The following is a 15,909-nucleotide window of genomic DNA, read 5'->3' as shown; positions in this document are numbered from 1 at the left end:
GCCAAGGAGAGGGTGAACCCCGGGTACAGCGCCCAACCTCCCTCTCCTTCAGGGAGAGGGCCGGGGAGAGGGTGAACCCCGGGCCCAGCGCGCAACCTCCCTCTCCCTCAGGGAGAGGGCCGGGGTGAGGGTGACCCCCGGGTACAGCGCCACAACCCCCTCTCCCTCAGGGAGAGGGCCGGGGAGAGGGTGAATTCCGGGTACAGCGCTTAACCTCCCTCTCCCTCAGGGAGAGGGCCGGGGAGAGGGTGAAAACACTCCGCTCTACCCTACAAAGGCGATGGCGTTGAATGTTTTTTCAGCGCCATTTTTATTTGAGTAGGGACGGGAAATCCCTACGCAAACGTTTTCTTTTTCTGTTAGAATGCGCCCCAATCGGATGACAGGGCGTAAAATCGTGGGACAAATATGGTCTGGATTGATTACGCTATTATCGCGGTAGTAGGTTTTTCCTGTCTGGTTAGCCTGATCCGTGGTTTTGTTCGTGAAGCGTTGTCGCTGGTAACATGGGGTTGTGCGTTCTTTGTTGCCAGTCATTACTACACTTACCTGTCAGTCTGGTTTACGGGCTTTGAAGACGAACTGGTTCGAAATGGGATTGCCATCGCGATACTGTTTATCGCGACACTTATTGTCGGCGCTATCGTCAACTATGTGATAGGTCAGCTGGTAGAGAAAACCGGCCTGTCGGGTACAGACAGGGTGTTGGGGATCTGCTTTGGCGCTCTGCGTGGAGTGCTGATCGTCGCTGCCATTCTGTTCTTTCTTGATACCTTTACCGGCATGTCGAAGAGTGAAGACTGGCAAAAATCGCAGCTCATTCCGCAATTCAGCTTCGTTATCAGATGGTTCTTCGACTATCTGCAGAGTTCGTCAAGTTTCTTGCCCAGAGCATAAGCTCTGAGATGTGGCTTAACGAGGAAAAGACGTATGTGCGGTATTGTCGGTATCGCCGGTGTCATGCCGGTCAACCAGTCTATTTATGACGCGTTAACGGTGCTTCAGCACCGCGGGCAGGATGCCGCAGGCATCATCACCATTGATGCGAATAATGGTTTCCGTTTGCGCAAAGCTAATGGCCTGGTCAGCGACGTGTTCGAAGCGCGTCATATGCAGCGTATGCAGGGCAATATGGGTATCGGTCATGTTCGTTATCCGACTGCCGGCAGTTCCAGCGCCTCTGAAGCGCAGCCTTTCTACGTTAACTCTCCGTATGGTATTACGCTTGCTCACAACGGCAATCTGACCAACGCTCATGAGCTGCGTAAAAAACTGTTTGAAGAGAAGCGCCGTCACATCAACACCACATCTGATTCTGAAGTGCTGCTCAATGTATTTGCCAGCGAACTGGATAACTTCCGCCATTACCCGCTGGAAGCAGACAACATTTTCGCTGCCATCGCCGCTACTAATCGCTTGATCCGCGGTGCTTACGCCTGTGTGGCGATGATTATCGGTCACGGAATGGTGGCTTTCCGCGACCCGAATGGTATTCGCCCACTGGTGCTGGGCAAACGCGATATTGGCGATGGCCGCACCGAGTATATGGTGGCTTCAGAAAGCGTGGCGCTGGATACTCTCGGCTTTGAATTTCTGCGTGACGTTGCCCCGGGCGAAGCGGTCTATATTACCGAAAAAGGCCAGCTCTACACCCGCCAGTGCGCTGACCGTCCGGTCAGTAATCCGTGCCTGTTTGAATACGTTTACTTTGCGCGCCCGGACTCCTTCATCGACAAAATTTCCGTCTACAGCGCCCGCGTTAATATGGGGACCAAACTCGGCGAGAAAATTGCCCGCGAGTGGGAAGACCTGGAAATCGACGTGGTGATCCCGATCCCGGAAACCTCCTGTGACATCGCGCTGGAAATAGCCCGGATATTAGATAAGCCTTACCGTCAGGGTTTTGTGAAAAACCGCTATGTTGGCCGCACCTTTATCATGCCGGGCCAGCAGTTGCGCCGTAAGTCCGTGCGCCGCAAGCTGAACGCCAACCGCGCCGAGTTCCGCGACAAAAATGTGCTGCTGGTGGATGACTCCATCGTGCGCGGTACCACCTCTGAGCAGATCATTGAGATGGCGCGTGAAGCCGGGGCGAAAAAGGTGTATCTGGCCTCCGCCGCGCCGGAAATTCGTTTCCCGAACGTCTACGGCATTGATATGCCCAGCGCCAACGAACTGATTGCGCACGGGCGTGAAGTCGATGAAATCCGCCAGATCATCGGTGCTGACGGACTGATTTTCCAGGATCTCGACGATTTAATTGACGCAGTGCGGGCAGAAAACCCGGAAATTCAGCAGTTCGAGTGCTCGGTATTTAACGGGATTTATGTCACTAAAGACGTTGATCAGCAGTATCTCGACTATCTCGATTCCCTGCGTAATGACGACTCCAAAGCGGTCCAGCGTCAGAATGAAGTGGAAAATCTTGAGATGCATAACGAAGGTTAATCTCTAATACGCCTGGCTCTGCCAGGCGTATTACTTTTAGTCTCAGGCTTCCTGTATCCAGATCCGCATTTCACCTTCTCCACGGTTCGCCCAGCTAAACCATGGAATAAACGTTAGCGTCTGTTTTTCAATTACGGTTTGCTGCCGGTCAAAATGGTACAGCGGCTGGTCATCAGACGGCGTTGCGACACGTTTCCCTTCTGTCTGAAGCAATACTTTCCCTTTCAGTACCCCGGTGCCTTCAATTTCACGAAAAACGCTTTTCTCAGGCAGTGAAAGGTTATGTAACTGCGTACCGTTATCGGCTTCTTCCAGACAATAGACCAGCGGTCCGCGCTGAATCGCCACTTTCCCAGCACCATGGCGTACAAGCGGATTGGCATACACGCGCCTGATGGTCATCGGCAGGAGCAGGGTGATGCAGTCTCCCTGCTGCCACTGGCGATGCAGATGCAGATAACCTTTGCGCCGTTTACCTACCGCCGCTTCACCGTTGATGAGGATCTGCGGATTATCGCACCACGCTGGCAGGCGCAGCGCCAGCGTGTGCTCCACCGGCTGCGGATGCGTGAACGTGATATCAACGCGTTCATCCCACGGATAATTACCCGAGATTGTCAGCTTCAGATCGCCGCCACTAACCGTAAATTGTGCCTGAGTACCTGCATAGAAGTTGATAAAAAGCGCGTCCGGACGCGGCGTAAAAATATAGTGCCCAATCGTCACCAGCGTGCGGGCGATATTCGGCGGGCAGCAGGCGCAGCCGAACCAGCGCTGGCGCACCGGTTTGATATGGTCATAAATGTGGTTATGCGGAATGCTTTTTGGGTGCGTTTCCAGCGGGTTAACGTAGAAGAAATGTTTGCCGTCCAGCGCCATGCCGCCCAGCACCGTATTGTAGAACGCACGTTCCATCACGTCGGCGTAGTGGGCGTCACCCTCCATCTCCAGCATGCGGCGGGCGAACATCATCAGGCCAATGGAGGCGCAGCTCTCGGCGTAGGCGGTGTCATTCGGCAGATCGTAGTCGCTGGTAAACGCCTCGCCAATGCCCTGCGAGCCTATGCCACCGGTGATGTACATCCGGCGCTGTACCAGATTGTTCCAGATGCGCAGGCAGGTCTGGCGCTTTTCTTCATCCTGGGTCATGCGCGCGACATGCGCCAGTCCGGTCATCAGGTACACCGACCGCACCGCGTGACCGACCGCTTCGCTCTGCTCAGCAAGCGGTTTGTGCGCGTGGGTGTAGGCTTTATCCTTCACCATCCACGCGTCGCCCCAGTTGTCCCAGTGCCAGCTGCCACCGCGCTTTTCGAATTCAATATCGTAGTAGTACGGCTGCTGACCGCGCGCTTCCAGGAAGAAACGGGCCAGTGCCTGGTATCGCGGCTCCAGCGTCACTTCGTACAGCCGCATCAGCGCCAGCTCGATTTCCGGATGCCCCGGATAGCCGCGCAACTGACCCTCGTTCGGGCCAAACATAGTATCAATATGGTCGGCAAATCGGCAGGCAATCTCCAGCAGGCGGCGCTTGCCGGTGGCGTTGAAGAACGCCACGGCGGCTTCAAACAAGTGTCCGGCGCAGTACATTTCGTGACACTCGGCCACGTTGGTCCAGCGTAGCCCTGGTTCTTTCACAGTATACCAGGTATTGAGATAGCCGTCTTCACACTGCGCCTGTGCCAGCAGTTCAATCACCTCATCGGCGGTCTGTTCAAGCCAGGCGTCCGGCTTCTGGCTGAGCGACCAGGCGACCGCCTCCAGCCATTTAGTCACATCGCTGTCCTGGAAAACCATCCCGTAAAACTCACCAGGCTCAAGCCCGGCAGCAATGCGGTAGTTGGCCAGCGCGTGGCTCGGTTCGGCGTCGGGGATGTTATCGTTCAGCGCTTCCCACTGGTAAGGGATCACCACGTCGCGAATCAACCGCTGGTATTCGCCCAGGAACGGGTCGGTGATGGTGATATGGTTCAGATCGGCTTCAATCACATCAGACTGCATCATGTTTACCTCAGGAAATGTGTGAATGTCTTTGGTGAAGATCGGTAGAAATACGTTTCATCATCGGGCCGTTCAGGCGGCACTTCAGCAGGCACAGCGCCAGCGCGAGGTGAAACAGCGCCGGAACCACGCTTTGCAGCAGAGTAATGCCCTGAATCGACGCGGCGGTCTGGTTTTCCAGCCCCGGCTGGTAGGCCACCATAATCAGGATCAGGCTGATAATGCCGCCGGAAGAAGCCCAGGAGAGCTTGATGAAAAAGAGGTTGAAGGCGAAGTTCATGCCGGAGGAACGCACGCCGGTTTTCCATTCGCCGTAGTCGTCGGCGAAGGCCATAATCGAGAAGTGCAGCGGCAGGGTGAAGCCCTGAATCACGCTGTTGACGGCGATACAAACCAGCCACAGCGTCTGGTACTGCGGGCCGGTTGGCAGGAAGTACATGCCCAGCCCGAAAGCAACCAGCACCAGGTTGGTCCAGTAGTACAGGCGCACCATGTCCACACGACGTGAGAGCGGGTTAACGATCACCGCGCCGGCAATCCCGGCAATCGTCAGAATGCCGAAGAACAGCGACATATAGGCCGCACCGCCCTGTAGAACGTAGGAGATAAAGTACATATAGCCGCCGCCGCGGATACACAGGATGTTCACCAGCAGGAACGACATAACCAGCATCATCAGCAACTGATCGTTTTTACGCAGCCCCTTGAGGTGCTCGCGCAGGGTGAAATTGCCCGCCAGCGAGAGCGGCACGCGCTCTTTAACCCAGAAAAAGCACAGCAGGAACATGACCATGCCGATGGTACACAGCACGGTCACGCCGTACTGATAGCCTTTTGCCATGTTGCCGTTACCAAAAAACTCGACCATCCACGGCAGTCCCACGGAGACGAGGAACCCGGCAATGCCGCTGAGCACAAAGCGCCAGGACTGGCAAGACATCACCTGATCGTGACGATTGGTGATGGCGTTAATCAGCGCGCAGTAAGGCACGTTGTTGGCGGTATAGCCGATGGAGAGCAATAAATAGGTGCCGAATGCCCAGGCAATTTTCGCGTTGGGGCCCATATCCGGCACGGTAAATGTCAGCACGCCGATGACGGCAAGCGGGACCGCCGTCCACAGTTGCCATGGGCGAAAACGTCCCCAGCGGCTGCGGGTGCGGTCAGCAATGACGCCCATCACCGGGTCGGAGACGGCGTCGAAAATCCGCAGTATAAAGAACATCGCGCCAACGATGGCCGGGCTAAGGCCAAATATATCGGTGTAGAAAAAGAGTAAAAAACCGCTTATCAAATCGGAGATGCAATGTCCGCCAGCATCGCCTAATCCATAGCCTATCTTTTCGCGGGTAGAGAGCGTTTCATTCGCATCAACTATCTGCACTTCAGTGTCCACATGGTGAGCAGTAGCCATAACCAGTCCTTTATGCGTTAACAAGTTGTGATGGTTAAAAACGTCATTACGACTTATCTCTGACAATTTTTAGTAAAAAAAATCGTCAGAAAGCATAGATCCTGAAAGGTTTATAAAGATATTGCAGACGATTACTATTGTGTTATTGATCTTATTTTTACTATAAATAAATTAAAAATAGTGATTTAAGTCACGAAAAATGACGATTGTTTGAGAGTAAGCGGGGAATGACCGTTTTAAAAGCCAAACGTTTACGAAATAAAGCGTCTTGTTGTCCGCTTCTTGCACATCCGTGAAGGAAGGTAAAACCGATTTTTAGTAGAAACGGGCTCTGGCACAGCGGATCGCCGTGGTATTCTTAGCCCTTGTGCATCACAGGCGGCGGGTGACAAAAGGAACGGACTGACCGTAAGGTGAAAACGAACACCATGATGAAAAAAACCAGAATCAAAGATATTGCGACGGCGTGCGGTGTTTCCATTGCCGCAGTATCACGGGCACTGAAAGGTCAGCCGGGGCTGAGCGATGAAACGCGGCAGCGAATTTTGTCGATTGCAGAAGCGGAGGGCTATGATTTTAGCAGGCTACGTAATGGGCGTATTAAACGTCTGCTATTTTTGCTCCATCGTCATCACAACATTGCCAGTGCACTACCGTTTTACTCAACCGTCATGCTCGGTGTGGCGGATGCCTGTCGGGAAAATGACATAGCAATGAGTTTTCAACCTGTCGGTCCTGAAGATGCCATTGCCGACCTCATCGCGCTGCATCAGCCCGATGCAATACTGTGTGCCGGATATCTGGAGCCTGAAATCATTGGCGAACTGCGCAAAATCTCATTGCCGGTAGCACTGGTGGACTTATGGGCTGCTGATTTCCCCTGCGTTAATCCGGATAACTATCATGGCGGTTTTGTGGTTACCCGCCATCTTATTGAACAGGGACGCCGCCGCATTGCTTTTCTTGGCGACGCACACCACCATTACAGTATTCGCCAGCGGCTTGAAGGCTATCAGCAGGCATTGTTTGAAGCGGGATTATCATTACCTGCACAATACCGGGTTGAAATGCCGCCGGTCAGAGAAATAGAACAGGCGCTGACAGAAGGCATGGAAACCCTGCTGTCGCTGCCGCAGCCACCGGATGCGATTTTTGCCTATAACGACGTGGCGGCGCTGATTGCGATGCGTATTTGTGCGCGCAAAGGGTATCGCGTGCCTGAGGACATTGCGATCGTCGGTTTTGATGATATTGATGCTGCAGCCTGGGCGTATCCCCCCTTAACGACCGTGGCAGTAGACAAGCGCGAACTGGGGCGCGATGCGTTTCGCCTGCTGGTAACGGGTGAAGGGGAACGCAATCTGCTGCTGCCGGTTCGGCTGGTGATTCGTGAAAGCTCTCCCGGCGCGCCATCACCTTTACGCCCCCGGTCCTGATCGGGCAAACTGTGCCATATTCTGTGAAAGGACGATTAATATGAAAAGACTCATAATAGGGATTTCCGGGGCCAGCGGTGCCATCTACGGTGTGCGCTTGTTACAAATTTTACGTGACGTCACCGATGTCGAAACTCATCTGGTGATGAGCCAGGCGGCCAGACAGACGCTGGCGCTGGAAACCGATCTTTCTCTGCGTGACGTTCAGGCGTTAGCCAATGCGGTGCATGACGCCCGGGATATTGCCGCCAGTATTTCGTCCGGCTCGTATAAAACGGCGGGCATGGTCATTTTGCCATGTTCCATCAAAACCCTCTCCGGCATTGTGAATAGTTATACCGACGGGCTACTGACCCGCGCGGCGGACGTGGTACTGAAAGAGCGACGTCCGCTGGTGCTGTGCGTGCGAGAAACACCGCTGCATCTCGGGCATTTACGCCTGATGACCCAGGCAGCAGAGCTGGGGGCGGTGATCATGCCGCCGGTACCTGCGTTTTACCATCGACCGCTTTCTATTGATGATGTGATTAATCAAACCGTTAACCGGGTTCTCGACCAGTTTGACATTGATCTGCCGAAAGATCTGTTTACACGCTGGACGGGCGGCGTCCCCGGGCAGAGCAACTGACAGGCCGATGCCCTGTTTCAGGGCATTTTTGTAACCGCGATCATATCCCCGACATTTTCCTTCTTTTACCGCTGCGGTTCCCTCGCTGTAACTGCTATCTTTCACCTTACGATAATTTGCAACGTTTTATTAACACTCTGCTCGCGTATGGAGATGGCATAAAACCTGCAAGGCTTATCCGCAACACACAACACAAGCACGACATAATAACATCACCATACTGAGGGGATTGTATGAAGAAGTCGGTTCTGGCTTTGTCTTTACTGATCGGTTTAAGCAGCGCCGCCAGCGTTTACGCCGCGCTACCGCAAACGGTGCGTATCGGTACTGACGCCACCTATGCGCCTTTTTCCTCGAAAGATGCGAAAGGGCAGTTTGTTGGTTTTGATATCGATTTGGGCAATGAGATGTGCAAACGTATTCAGGTGAAATGCACGTGGGTTGGCAGTGATTTTGACGCGCTGATCCCCTCGCTGAAGGCGAAAAAAATCGATGCGATCATCTCTTCGCTTTCTATCACCGAAAAACGTCAGCAGGAGATCGCCTTCTCTGACAAGCTGTATGCCGCCGACTCCCGACTGATTGCCGCCAAAGGTTCGCCGATCCAGCCGACGCTGGAGTCGCTGAAAGGTAAGCACGTAGGCGTGCTGCAGGGATCGACTCAGGAGGCTTACGGCAACGATCACTGGCGCAGTAAAGGTGTGGATGTTATTGCCTATGCCAACCAGGATCTTATCTATTCTGACCTGGCAGCAGGACGTCTGGACGCCGCACTGCAGGATGAGGTCGCCGCCAGCGAAGGCTTCCTCAAACAACCGGCCGGGAAGGATTTTGCCTTTGCCGGAGCCTCTGTAAAAGACAAAAAATTCTTTGGTGACGGGACGGGCGTTGGCCTGCGCAAGGATGACACCGAGCTAAAAGCCGCCTTTGATAAAGCGCTGAAAGACCTGCGCGCGGATGGCACCTACGACAAACTGGCGAAAAAGTATTTCGATTTTAACGTTTACGGCGAGTAAGCCTCAACGTTGCTCCATACCGTTTTGCCGGTATGGAGCATAAATGGGAGTTATGCATCGTTGTGGTGCGAAGGCTGCACTACTGTTGGGCATAAATGCATACTTAAGCGTTTTAGATGCGAAAAAAACGCGTTGAGGATGCAGAATATTTTGCCTTGCCGCCCCGAATGATGGCACGATACCTGCACCTTATTTTTGCCATAAATCCCATTAGAATGACGGTTTGTTGAGGATAATTATGAAAAAGCTGGTGTGGTCTCTTTCTCTGGTACTGGCAGTTTCCAGTGTTTCTGGCGCGTTCGCTGCCATTCCGCAAAAATTACGAATTGGTACCGATCCAACTTATGCTCCCTTTGAATCAAAAAATTCGCAGGGTGAATTGGTGGGTTTCGATATTGATTTGGCAAAAGAGCTATGCAAACGCATTAATACCCAATGTACTTTCATGGAAAGTCCGCTTGATGCGCTGATCCCCTCGCTGAAAGCGAAAAAAATTGACGCCATTATGTCTTCGCTGTCGATTACTGAAAAACGTCAGCAGGAGATCGCTTTTACCGACAAACTTTATGCGGCTGATTCTCGTCTGGTCGTGAAAAAAGGCTCTGACATTACGCCTGACCTCGACAAACTCCAGGGCAAGCGTGTGGGTGTGCTTCAGGGAACGACTCAGGAAACCTACGGCAATGTGCATTGGGCACCGAAAGGCGTCGAGATCGTCTCCTATCAGGGCCAGGACAATATTTACGCCGACCTGACCGCCGGGCGCATTGACGCCGCGTTTCAGGACGAAGTAGCGGCCAGCGAAGGTTTCCTGAAGCAGCCGATCGGTAAGGACTACGCCTTCGGCGGCCCGTCAATTAAAGACGAAAAGTTATTCGGCGTGGGCACGGGTATGGGCCTGCGTAAAGAGGATAACGAACTGCGCGAGGCGCTCAATAAAGCCTTCGCCGACATGCGTGCGGACGGCACGTACGAAAAGCTGGCGAAAAAGTATTTCGATTTTGACGTTTACGGCGGCTAATTATCCGCCCGGGCCCGTGGTTAATCAAACCGGGCCCGCCCAGGACAGGACAGACTGAATGCTGCACGGGTTTTCACAGGTCATTTTACAGGGCGCACTGGTCACGCTGGAGCTGGCATTAAGCGCCGTTGTGCTGTCGGTGTTGATAGGTCTGGTTGGGGCAGGCGCAAAGCTTTCCGGCAGCCGACCGCTGGCGCTGATTTTTGAAGGTTATACCACGCTTATTCGCGGCGTGCCCGATCTGGTGCTGATGCTGCTGATTTTCTACGGTCTGCAAATTGCGCTCAATAGCATCACCGATGCGCTGGGGCTGGCGCAATTTGATATCGACCCAATGGTTGCCGGTATTATTACGCTGGGTTTTATCTATGGGGCCTATTTTACCGAAACGTTCCGCGGGGCGTTTATGGCGGTGCCTAAAGGGCATATCGAAGCAGCAACTGCTTTTGGTTTCACTGGTGGGCAGACGTTCCGGCGTATTCTGTTTCCGGCCATGATGCGCTATGCGCTACCTGGCATCGGTAATAACTGGCAGGTGATCCTGAAAGCCACGGCGCTGGTATCGCTGCTGGGTCTGGAAGACGTTGTTAAGGCGACGCAGCTGGCGGGGAAAAGTACCTGGCAGCCGTTTTATTTCGCCATCGTTTGCGGGCTGATTTATCTGGTCTTTACTACGGTTTCCAATGGGGTACTGCTGCTGCTTGAACGTCGCTACTCCGTGGGTGTGAAGAGGGCCGACCTGTGATTGACATTATTCAGGAATACTGGCAGTCACTATTATGGAGCGACGGCTACCGGATGACCGGTGTGGCGGTAACGTTATGGCTGCTGATCTCCTCGGTAGTGATGGGGGGCCTGCTGGCGGTCATTCTGGCGATTGGCCGGGTGTCCGGCAATAAAGCTATCCGTTACCCTATTTGGTTGTTCACATACGTTTTTCGCGGCACGCCGCTTTATGTCCAGTTACTGGTGTTCTATTCCGGGATGTACACCCTGGAAGTCGTAAAAGGCACCGAGCTGCTGAATGCTTTTTTCCGCAGCGGCCTGAACTGTACGGTGCTGGCGTTAACCTTAAATACCTGCGCCTATACCACCGAGATTTTTGCCGGCGCTATCCGTTCGGTGCCGCACGGTGAAATCGAAGCAGCGCGAGCTTATGGCTTTTCGTCCTTTAAAATGTACCGCAGTATTATTCTGCCTTCGGCGCTGCGCATCGCGCTGCCAGCCTACAGCAACGAAGTAATTTTAATGTTGCACTCCACCGCGCTGGCGTTTACCGCGACGGTACCGGATTTGCTAAAAATCGCGCGCGATATTAACTCGGCCACCTATCAGCCTTTTACCGCGTTCGGTATTGCGGCCGTTCTGTATTTAATCATTTCTTATGTGCTGATTAGTTTATTCCGCAAGGCGGAAAAGCGCTGGTTACAGCACGTGAAACCTTCATCGACGCACTGAGAATACGATGTCTGAAAACAAATTAAATGTTATCGATCTGCACAAGCGCTACGGCGAGCATGAGGTGCTGAAAGGGGTTTCGCTGACGGCTAATGCTGGTGATGTGATTTCAATTATTGGCTCGTCAGGGTCGGGTAAGAGCACCTTTTTACGCTGTATAAACTTTCTCGAAAAACCGAGTGAAGGAACCATTACCGTTAGCGGGCAGAATATTACGCTGGTGCGCGATAAAGACGGACAGCTTAAGGTGGCCGATAAAAATCAACTGCGGCTTTTACGCACCCGGCTGACCATGGTGTTCCAGCATTTTAATCTCTGGAGCCATATGACGGTGCTGGAAAATGTGATGGAAGCGCCGATTCAGGTTTTAGGACTTAGCAAGCAGGACTCGCGTGAACGAGCGATGAAATACCTGGCAAAAGTGGGTATTGATGAGATGGCGCAGGGTAAGTATCCGGTCCATCTTTCGGGGGGGCAACAGCAGCGAGTGTCTATTGCCCGCGCGCTGGCAATGGAGCCGGAGGTGCTACTCTTTGATGAACCGACGTCCGCGCTCGATCCGGAACTGGTCGGTGAAGTATTGCGTATTATGCAGCAACTGGCAGAGGAAGGAAAAACCATGGTGGTAGTCACCCATGAGATGGGTTTCGCGCGCCATGTCTCGTCCCATGTTATTTTCCTTCATCAGGGCAAAATTGAGGAGCAGGGCCATCCGGAGCAGCTGTTTGGCAATCCGCAAAGCCCGCGCCTGCAACAGTTTTTGAAGGGCTCGCTGAAGTAGCGCTGAGCGTTGATTTTCACCCTCACCCTAACCCTCTCCCTGAGGGAGAGGGAACCGTCCGGGTATCTGGCGAGAGGGTACAAAAACTGCTCGTACTGAGGCAGAAGAAACAACCTGAGTGGTAGGTTTCTCCCTCTCCCTCAGGGAGAGGGCTGGGGTGAGGGTGAAACCGGGGCACTACGCCTCGCCTTTCATCCCGAGCAACTATCCATCAGCTCGTGCAAAGTCTTCTTTTGTCAGGCGAAACGCCCAGTCGTCATAATATTTATCATTCAGTAAAAAAGACTTTTCCAGCGTCTGTACGCGGCTAAAGCGGGCCTTTTCCAGCACTCTTACCGAGCCAGCATTTGCCGCCAGTACCCAGGCGTTCAGCGCTTCAACGTTCGCCTGATAAAACGCATACTCACATACCGCCTTTAACGCTTCGCTGGCGATACCCTGTCCCTGCGCCGGCGGTAAAATTGAATAGCCTACATCGGCTTCAGCAGGATTCACTTTACTGATCCGCAGGCCAACGTCACCCAGCGGCGTCTCATCAACGTGCAGGCGAATAACAAAAGCGTTGTTCTCAAGCAGTCGTTGCCCGAACACGCGGCGTATATCTTCTTCTGAGGCAATGCCCGCCATATAGCGCATTACGGCGTTATTCTGTCGCAATTCGAGAAAGAAGGGCCAGTCAGACTCCTGAAAAGAAGAGAGCGTGAAACGCGGCGTCAGTAACCTAAGCATGAATATCGTCATTCCGGTGAAAAAGGCGAGTAACCTTATCACCGGTGCAGGCGAAAAATCATTCCTGAATCAGGTGGGCTACCCTACCAAATCCTGTAGTGCCTCTTCCAGATCGTGCCAGCGGAAGGCAAAACCAGCGGCTTCAAGTCGTTTGGGCAGCGCGCGCTGACCGCCCAGTACCAGCACGGAGGATTCTCCCATCATCAGCCGCACTACTGTCGCAGGCGCACGCATAAAGGCAGGGCGGTGCAGGGCATGACCAAGCGCATGAGCAAATTGCTCGTTGCGCACCGGGTAAGGTGAAACCATATTGAACGGGCCGCGCAGATCGTTATCCAGTAACCAGAGGATCGCGTTAACCATATCATCAATGTGTATCCATGCCAGATACTGCCGTCCATCGCCAATAGGGCCACCAACCCCGAGCCGGAAAATCGGCGTTAACTTCGCCAGCATTCCCCCCCCATGTGCCAGTACCGCACCGGTACGCAGCAGGCAGATACGGGTGTTATCACTCTGGGCACCGCAGGCAATTTGCTCCCAGCGAGCGCACAGTTTATGGGTAAATTCGTTATGTGGTGGCTCTTCTTCATTAACCACCACTTCACCCAAATCGCCGTAGTAGCCGATAGCAGAACCTGAGATCATCACTGTAGGGGGTGTTTCACTGGCATTGATCAAATCAACCAGTTGCTGAGTGATATTCCAGCGGCTGCTACACAAACGCTGTTTCTGCGCCTCGGTCCAGCGCTTGTCAGCGATGGGTTCACCAGCAAGATTAATGACCGCATCAATTTCATTGAGGTGTGTTTTGTCTGCGAGACCTTTCCAGTACGTCACGCGATCGTGAAATTCCTGACGCGCCTTTTGCGGATTTCGGGTGACCAGAATGACGGTATGCTGCAATTCCAGTAAACGTGGAATGAGATGGCGACCAATCAGCCCGGTCCCGCCAGTAATCAGAATATTCATGAAACCTCCACGGTAGCGCTTAACGCTGCCAGCTCAGGGTCATTGATACGGCGTCGGCATAGCGCAGCGCATGAAGTTTATCGATCCTAAACAGGCTGTGCCAGCTGGAGCGCTTTTTCCGTCGCCGGTCGATGTAGAATGCGCTGATACCAGTTGTTTACCGCCGGGTAATTATTCAAGTCTATTCGCTGACGTTGAGCGGAGTGCACCCAGGGCCAACAGGCCATATCGGCGATGCTGTAGTGTTCACCGCCAAGCCACGGTGAATGCCCCAGCCGTTTGTTGAGCACGTTGTAAAGACGCTGCGTTTCAACCTGATAACGTTCAATGGCATAAGGCACCGGCTGAGGCGCAAAATGATTAAAATGATGATTCTGACCCAGCATCGGCCCCAGTCCGCCGACCTGCCAGAATAACCACTGCAGAGTCGTATGGCGTTCACGCAGCTCCCCGCTAAGTAATTGACCTGATTTTTCTGCCAGATAAAGCAGGATCTCCCCGGATTCAAACAGACTTAGCGGCCCACCGCCGTCGGCAGGGTGATGATCGACAATCGCCGGAATTTTGTTGTTTGGCGAAATCGCGAGGAAATCGGGACGAAATTGATCGCCTTTGCTGATGTTGACCCGAATCAATTGATAGTCAATCCCTGTTTCCTCCAGAAAGAGGGTGATCTTATGGCCGTTAGGGGTCGGGGCATAATAGAGATCAATCATCATTATTTCCTTTGCGCAGATTTAGTTAGCCTGTGAGAAAGTATAGGCGGTTGCGGACAAGGCTGGTTTTCATCAAAGCAGGAAATTATAAAATCACCTACTATCGCGCAATCATGTCGAGAGGAGAGACCACGATGAAATTGATGTTCGCCGCGGATATTCACGGATCGCTACCGGCAACGGAACGTCTGCTGCACCTTTTCGCACAAAGTGGTGCGCGCTGGCTGGTAATTCTGGGCGATGTTCTTAACCACGGTCCACGCAATGCCTTGCCGGACGGGTATGCGCCTGCAGAGGTTGCTGCCAGGCTTAATGAACAAGCGCAACGCATCATTGCCGTGCGCGGTAACTGCGACAGTGAAGTGGACCAGATGTTGCTGACGTTCCCGATGATGGCCCCATGGCAGCAGGTTTTAACCGCTCACCAACGGCTATTTTTGACCCACGGGCACCTGTTTGGTGCCGACAATCAGCCGCCATTATCACCAGGAGATATCCTGATTTATGGACATACGCATCTACCAGTGGCGGAAAAACGTGACGGCATCTACCATTTTAATCCTGGCTCGGTGAGTATTCCCAAGGGCGGCAATGAAGCCAGTTATGGCATGCTTGATAACAACGTTTTACGTGTTATCGCACTCAATGATCAACGGGTTATTGCAGAGATAGCGATTAATCCGTAACTTACCCGTCAACCATAAACGCGCCTTAAGAGCGCTTGTAAGAGAAGGTTTTCTGATGGTGGAGCAGACGCATTTGGCAGGTACGGAGTGGGTGGACATTGTCAACGAAGACAATGAGGTCATTGCACAGGCGAGTCGCGCTCAAATGCGCGCGCAATGCCTGCGTCATCGTGCGACCTATATTGTGGTTCACGATGGAATGGGCAAAATCCTGGTACAGCGCCGTACCGAAAACAAAGACTTTATGCCGGGGATGCTGGATGCGACTGCAGGCGGCGTCGTGCAGGCTGATGAAGGCATGCTGGAATCGGCGCGTCGCGAAGCGGAAGAAGAACTGGGTATTGCCGGCGTGCCTTTTGCCGAACATGGTCAGTTTTACTTCGAAGACGAGCACTGCCGTGTCTGGGGCGGGCTGTTTAGCTGTGTTTCACACGGTCCTTTCGCTTTGCAGGAAGAGGAAGTGAGCGAGGTGAGCTGGATGGAGCCCGCCGAAATTACCGCCCGCTGCGACGAGTTCACGCCGGATTCCTTAAAGGCGCTGGCGCTGTGGATGACCCGTAACGCCAGCAATGAAGCCTCGAAGCTGGAAGTGGCAGAGTAAGG

At 53.3% G+C, this 15,909-nt stretch carries 16 protein-coding genes and 1 pseudogene; 11 read left to right on the top strand and 6 right to left on the bottom strand.

Going from position 1 to position 15,909, the window contains the following annotated elements; translation table 11 throughout:
• Positions 1-408 precede the first annotated feature (408 nt).
• Both cvpA and purF read left to right on the top strand, forming a co-directional pair.
• Positions 409-897 carry a colicin V production protein gene (gene cvpA, locus CHU32_RS02040; protein WP_103674409.1) on the top strand — a complete coding sequence of 163 codons (489 nt, stop codon included), beginning with the start codon at positions 409-411 and terminating at the stop codon, positions 895-897.
• A 33-nt stretch (positions 898-930) separates the two neighbouring features.
• Positions 931-2,448: an amidophosphoribosyltransferase gene (purF, locus tag CHU32_RS02035; RefSeq protein WP_103674408.1), complete on the top strand. Its 1,518-nt coding sequence runs from the start codon at positions 931-933 to the stop codon at positions 2,446-2,448.
• A 42-nt stretch (positions 2,449-2,490) separates the two neighbouring features.
• Here purF and CHU32_RS02030 read toward each other — a convergent pair whose 3' ends face one another.
• Both CHU32_RS02030 and CHU32_RS02025 read right to left on the bottom strand, forming a co-directional pair.
• On the bottom strand, positions 2,491-4,452 hold the full coding sequence (locus CHU32_RS02030) for a glycoside hydrolase family 127 protein (RefSeq protein ID WP_103674407.1): 1,962 nt from the start codon (positions 4,450-4,452) through the stop codon (positions 2,491-2,493).
• Positions 4,453-4,459: 7 nt separating this feature from the next.
• A complete protein-coding gene (locus CHU32_RS02025) occupies positions 4,460-5,863 on the bottom strand; it encodes an MFS transporter (RefSeq protein WP_103674406.1) in 1,404 nt (467 codons plus the stop codon).
• A 428-nt stretch (positions 5,864-6,291) separates the two neighbouring features.
• Here CHU32_RS02025 and CHU32_RS02020 point away from each other — a divergent pair, with 428 nt between their 5' ends.
• The 7 genes from CHU32_RS02020 (at position 6,292) to hisP (ending at position 12,203) form a co-directional block, all read left to right on the top strand.
• The gene (locus CHU32_RS02020) at positions 6,292-7,299 is read left to right on the top strand and encodes a LacI family DNA-binding transcriptional regulator (protein WP_103674405.1); all 1,008 of its coding nucleotides are present in this window, start codon (positions 6,292-6,294) and stop codon (positions 7,297-7,299) included.
• 40 nt (positions 7,300-7,339) lie between these two features.
• On the top strand, positions 7,340-7,927 hold the full coding sequence (locus CHU32_RS02015) for a UbiX family flavin prenyltransferase (RefSeq protein ID WP_103674404.1): 588 nt from the start codon (positions 7,340-7,342) through the stop codon (positions 7,925-7,927).
• A 233-nt stretch (positions 7,928-8,160) separates the two neighbouring features.
• Positions 8,161-8,943, top strand: coding sequence for a lysine/arginine/ornithine ABC transporter substrate-binding protein ArgT (gene argT, locus CHU32_RS02010; RefSeq protein WP_103674403.1), 783 nt, complete (start codon positions 8,161-8,163; stop codon positions 8,941-8,943).
• 238 nt (positions 8,944-9,181) lie between these two features.
• Entirely contained in the window at positions 9,182-9,964 is a 783-nt protein-coding gene (gene hisJ / locus CHU32_RS02005; RefSeq protein WP_103674402.1) for a histidine ABC transporter substrate-binding protein HisJ, read from the top strand.
• A gap of 58 nt (positions 9,965-10,022) precedes the next feature.
• The gene (locus CHU32_RS02000) at positions 10,023-10,709 is read left to right on the top strand and encodes a histidine ABC transporter permease HisQ (RefSeq protein WP_103674401.1); all 687 of its coding nucleotides are present in this window, start codon (positions 10,023-10,025) and stop codon (positions 10,707-10,709) included.
• Positions 10,706-11,422 carry an ABC transporter permease gene (locus tag CHU32_RS01995; RefSeq protein ID WP_103674400.1) on the top strand — a complete coding sequence of 239 codons (717 nt, stop codon included), beginning with the start codon at positions 10,706-10,708 and terminating at the stop codon, positions 11,420-11,422. The genes CHU32_RS02000 and CHU32_RS01995 overlap by 4 nt, the downstream gene beginning before the upstream one ends.
• A gap of 7 nt (positions 11,423-11,429) precedes the next feature.
• A complete protein-coding gene (gene hisP / locus CHU32_RS01990; protein ID WP_103674399.1) occupies positions 11,430-12,203 on the top strand; it encodes a histidine ABC transporter ATP-binding protein HisP in 774 nt (257 codons plus the stop codon).
• A gap of 204 nt (positions 12,204-12,407) precedes the next feature.
• Here the strand turns inward: hisP and CHU32_RS01985 are convergent, their stop codons facing one another.
• The 4 genes and pseudogenes from CHU32_RS01985 to yfcG all read right to left on the bottom strand — a co-directional run bounded on the left by CHU32_RS01985 (position 12,408) and on the right by yfcG (position 14,620).
• Positions 12,408-12,932, bottom strand: coding sequence for a GNAT family N-acetyltransferase (locus tag CHU32_RS01985; protein ID WP_103674398.1), 525 nt, complete (start codon positions 12,930-12,932; stop codon positions 12,408-12,410).
• A gap of 78 nt (positions 12,933-13,010) precedes the next feature.
• The gene (locus tag CHU32_RS01980) at positions 13,011-13,904 is read right to left on the bottom strand and encodes a TIGR01777 family oxidoreductase (RefSeq protein WP_103674397.1); all 894 of its coding nucleotides are present in this window, start codon (positions 13,902-13,904) and stop codon (positions 13,011-13,013) included.
• Between the two features lie 19 nt (positions 13,905-13,923).
• Positions 13,924-13,992, bottom strand: a pseudogene (gene folX / locus CHU32_RS01975) (dihydroneopterin triphosphate 2'-epimerase); the annotation flags it as partial.
• Positions 13,991-14,620 (bottom strand): GSH-dependent disulfide bond oxidoreductase, encoded by a 630-nt coding sequence (gene yfcG / locus CHU32_RS01970; RefSeq protein WP_103674396.1) that lies wholly within the window; start codon positions 14,618-14,620, stop codon positions 13,991-13,993. The gene yfcG and the pseudogene folX, both read right to left, overlap by 2 nt.
• A gap of 134 nt (positions 14,621-14,754) precedes the next feature.
• On the opposite strand from yfcG, the gene yfcE reads away from it, so the two are divergent.
• Positions 14,755-15,306: a phosphodiesterase gene (gene yfcE, locus CHU32_RS01965; RefSeq protein WP_103674395.1), complete on the top strand. Its 552-nt coding sequence runs from the start codon at positions 14,755-14,757 to the stop codon at positions 15,304-15,306.
• Between the two features lie 55 nt (positions 15,307-15,361).
• The gene (yfcD, locus tag CHU32_RS01960) at positions 15,362-15,907 is read left to right on the top strand and encodes an NUDIX hydrolase YfcD (protein WP_103674394.1); all 546 of its coding nucleotides are present in this window, start codon (positions 15,362-15,364) and stop codon (positions 15,905-15,907) included.
• The last annotated feature ends 2 nt before the right edge of the window (positions 15,908-15,909 follow it).

Origin of the sequence: Superficieibacter electus, from assembly GCF_002915575.1 — a bacterium.
Lineage (GTDB): Bacteria > Pseudomonadota > Gammaproteobacteria > Enterobacterales > Enterobacteriaceae > Superficieibacter > Superficieibacter electus.
Note: the sequence above shows the minus strand (reverse complement) of the source record. Positions and strands in the feature narration are given on the sequence as shown.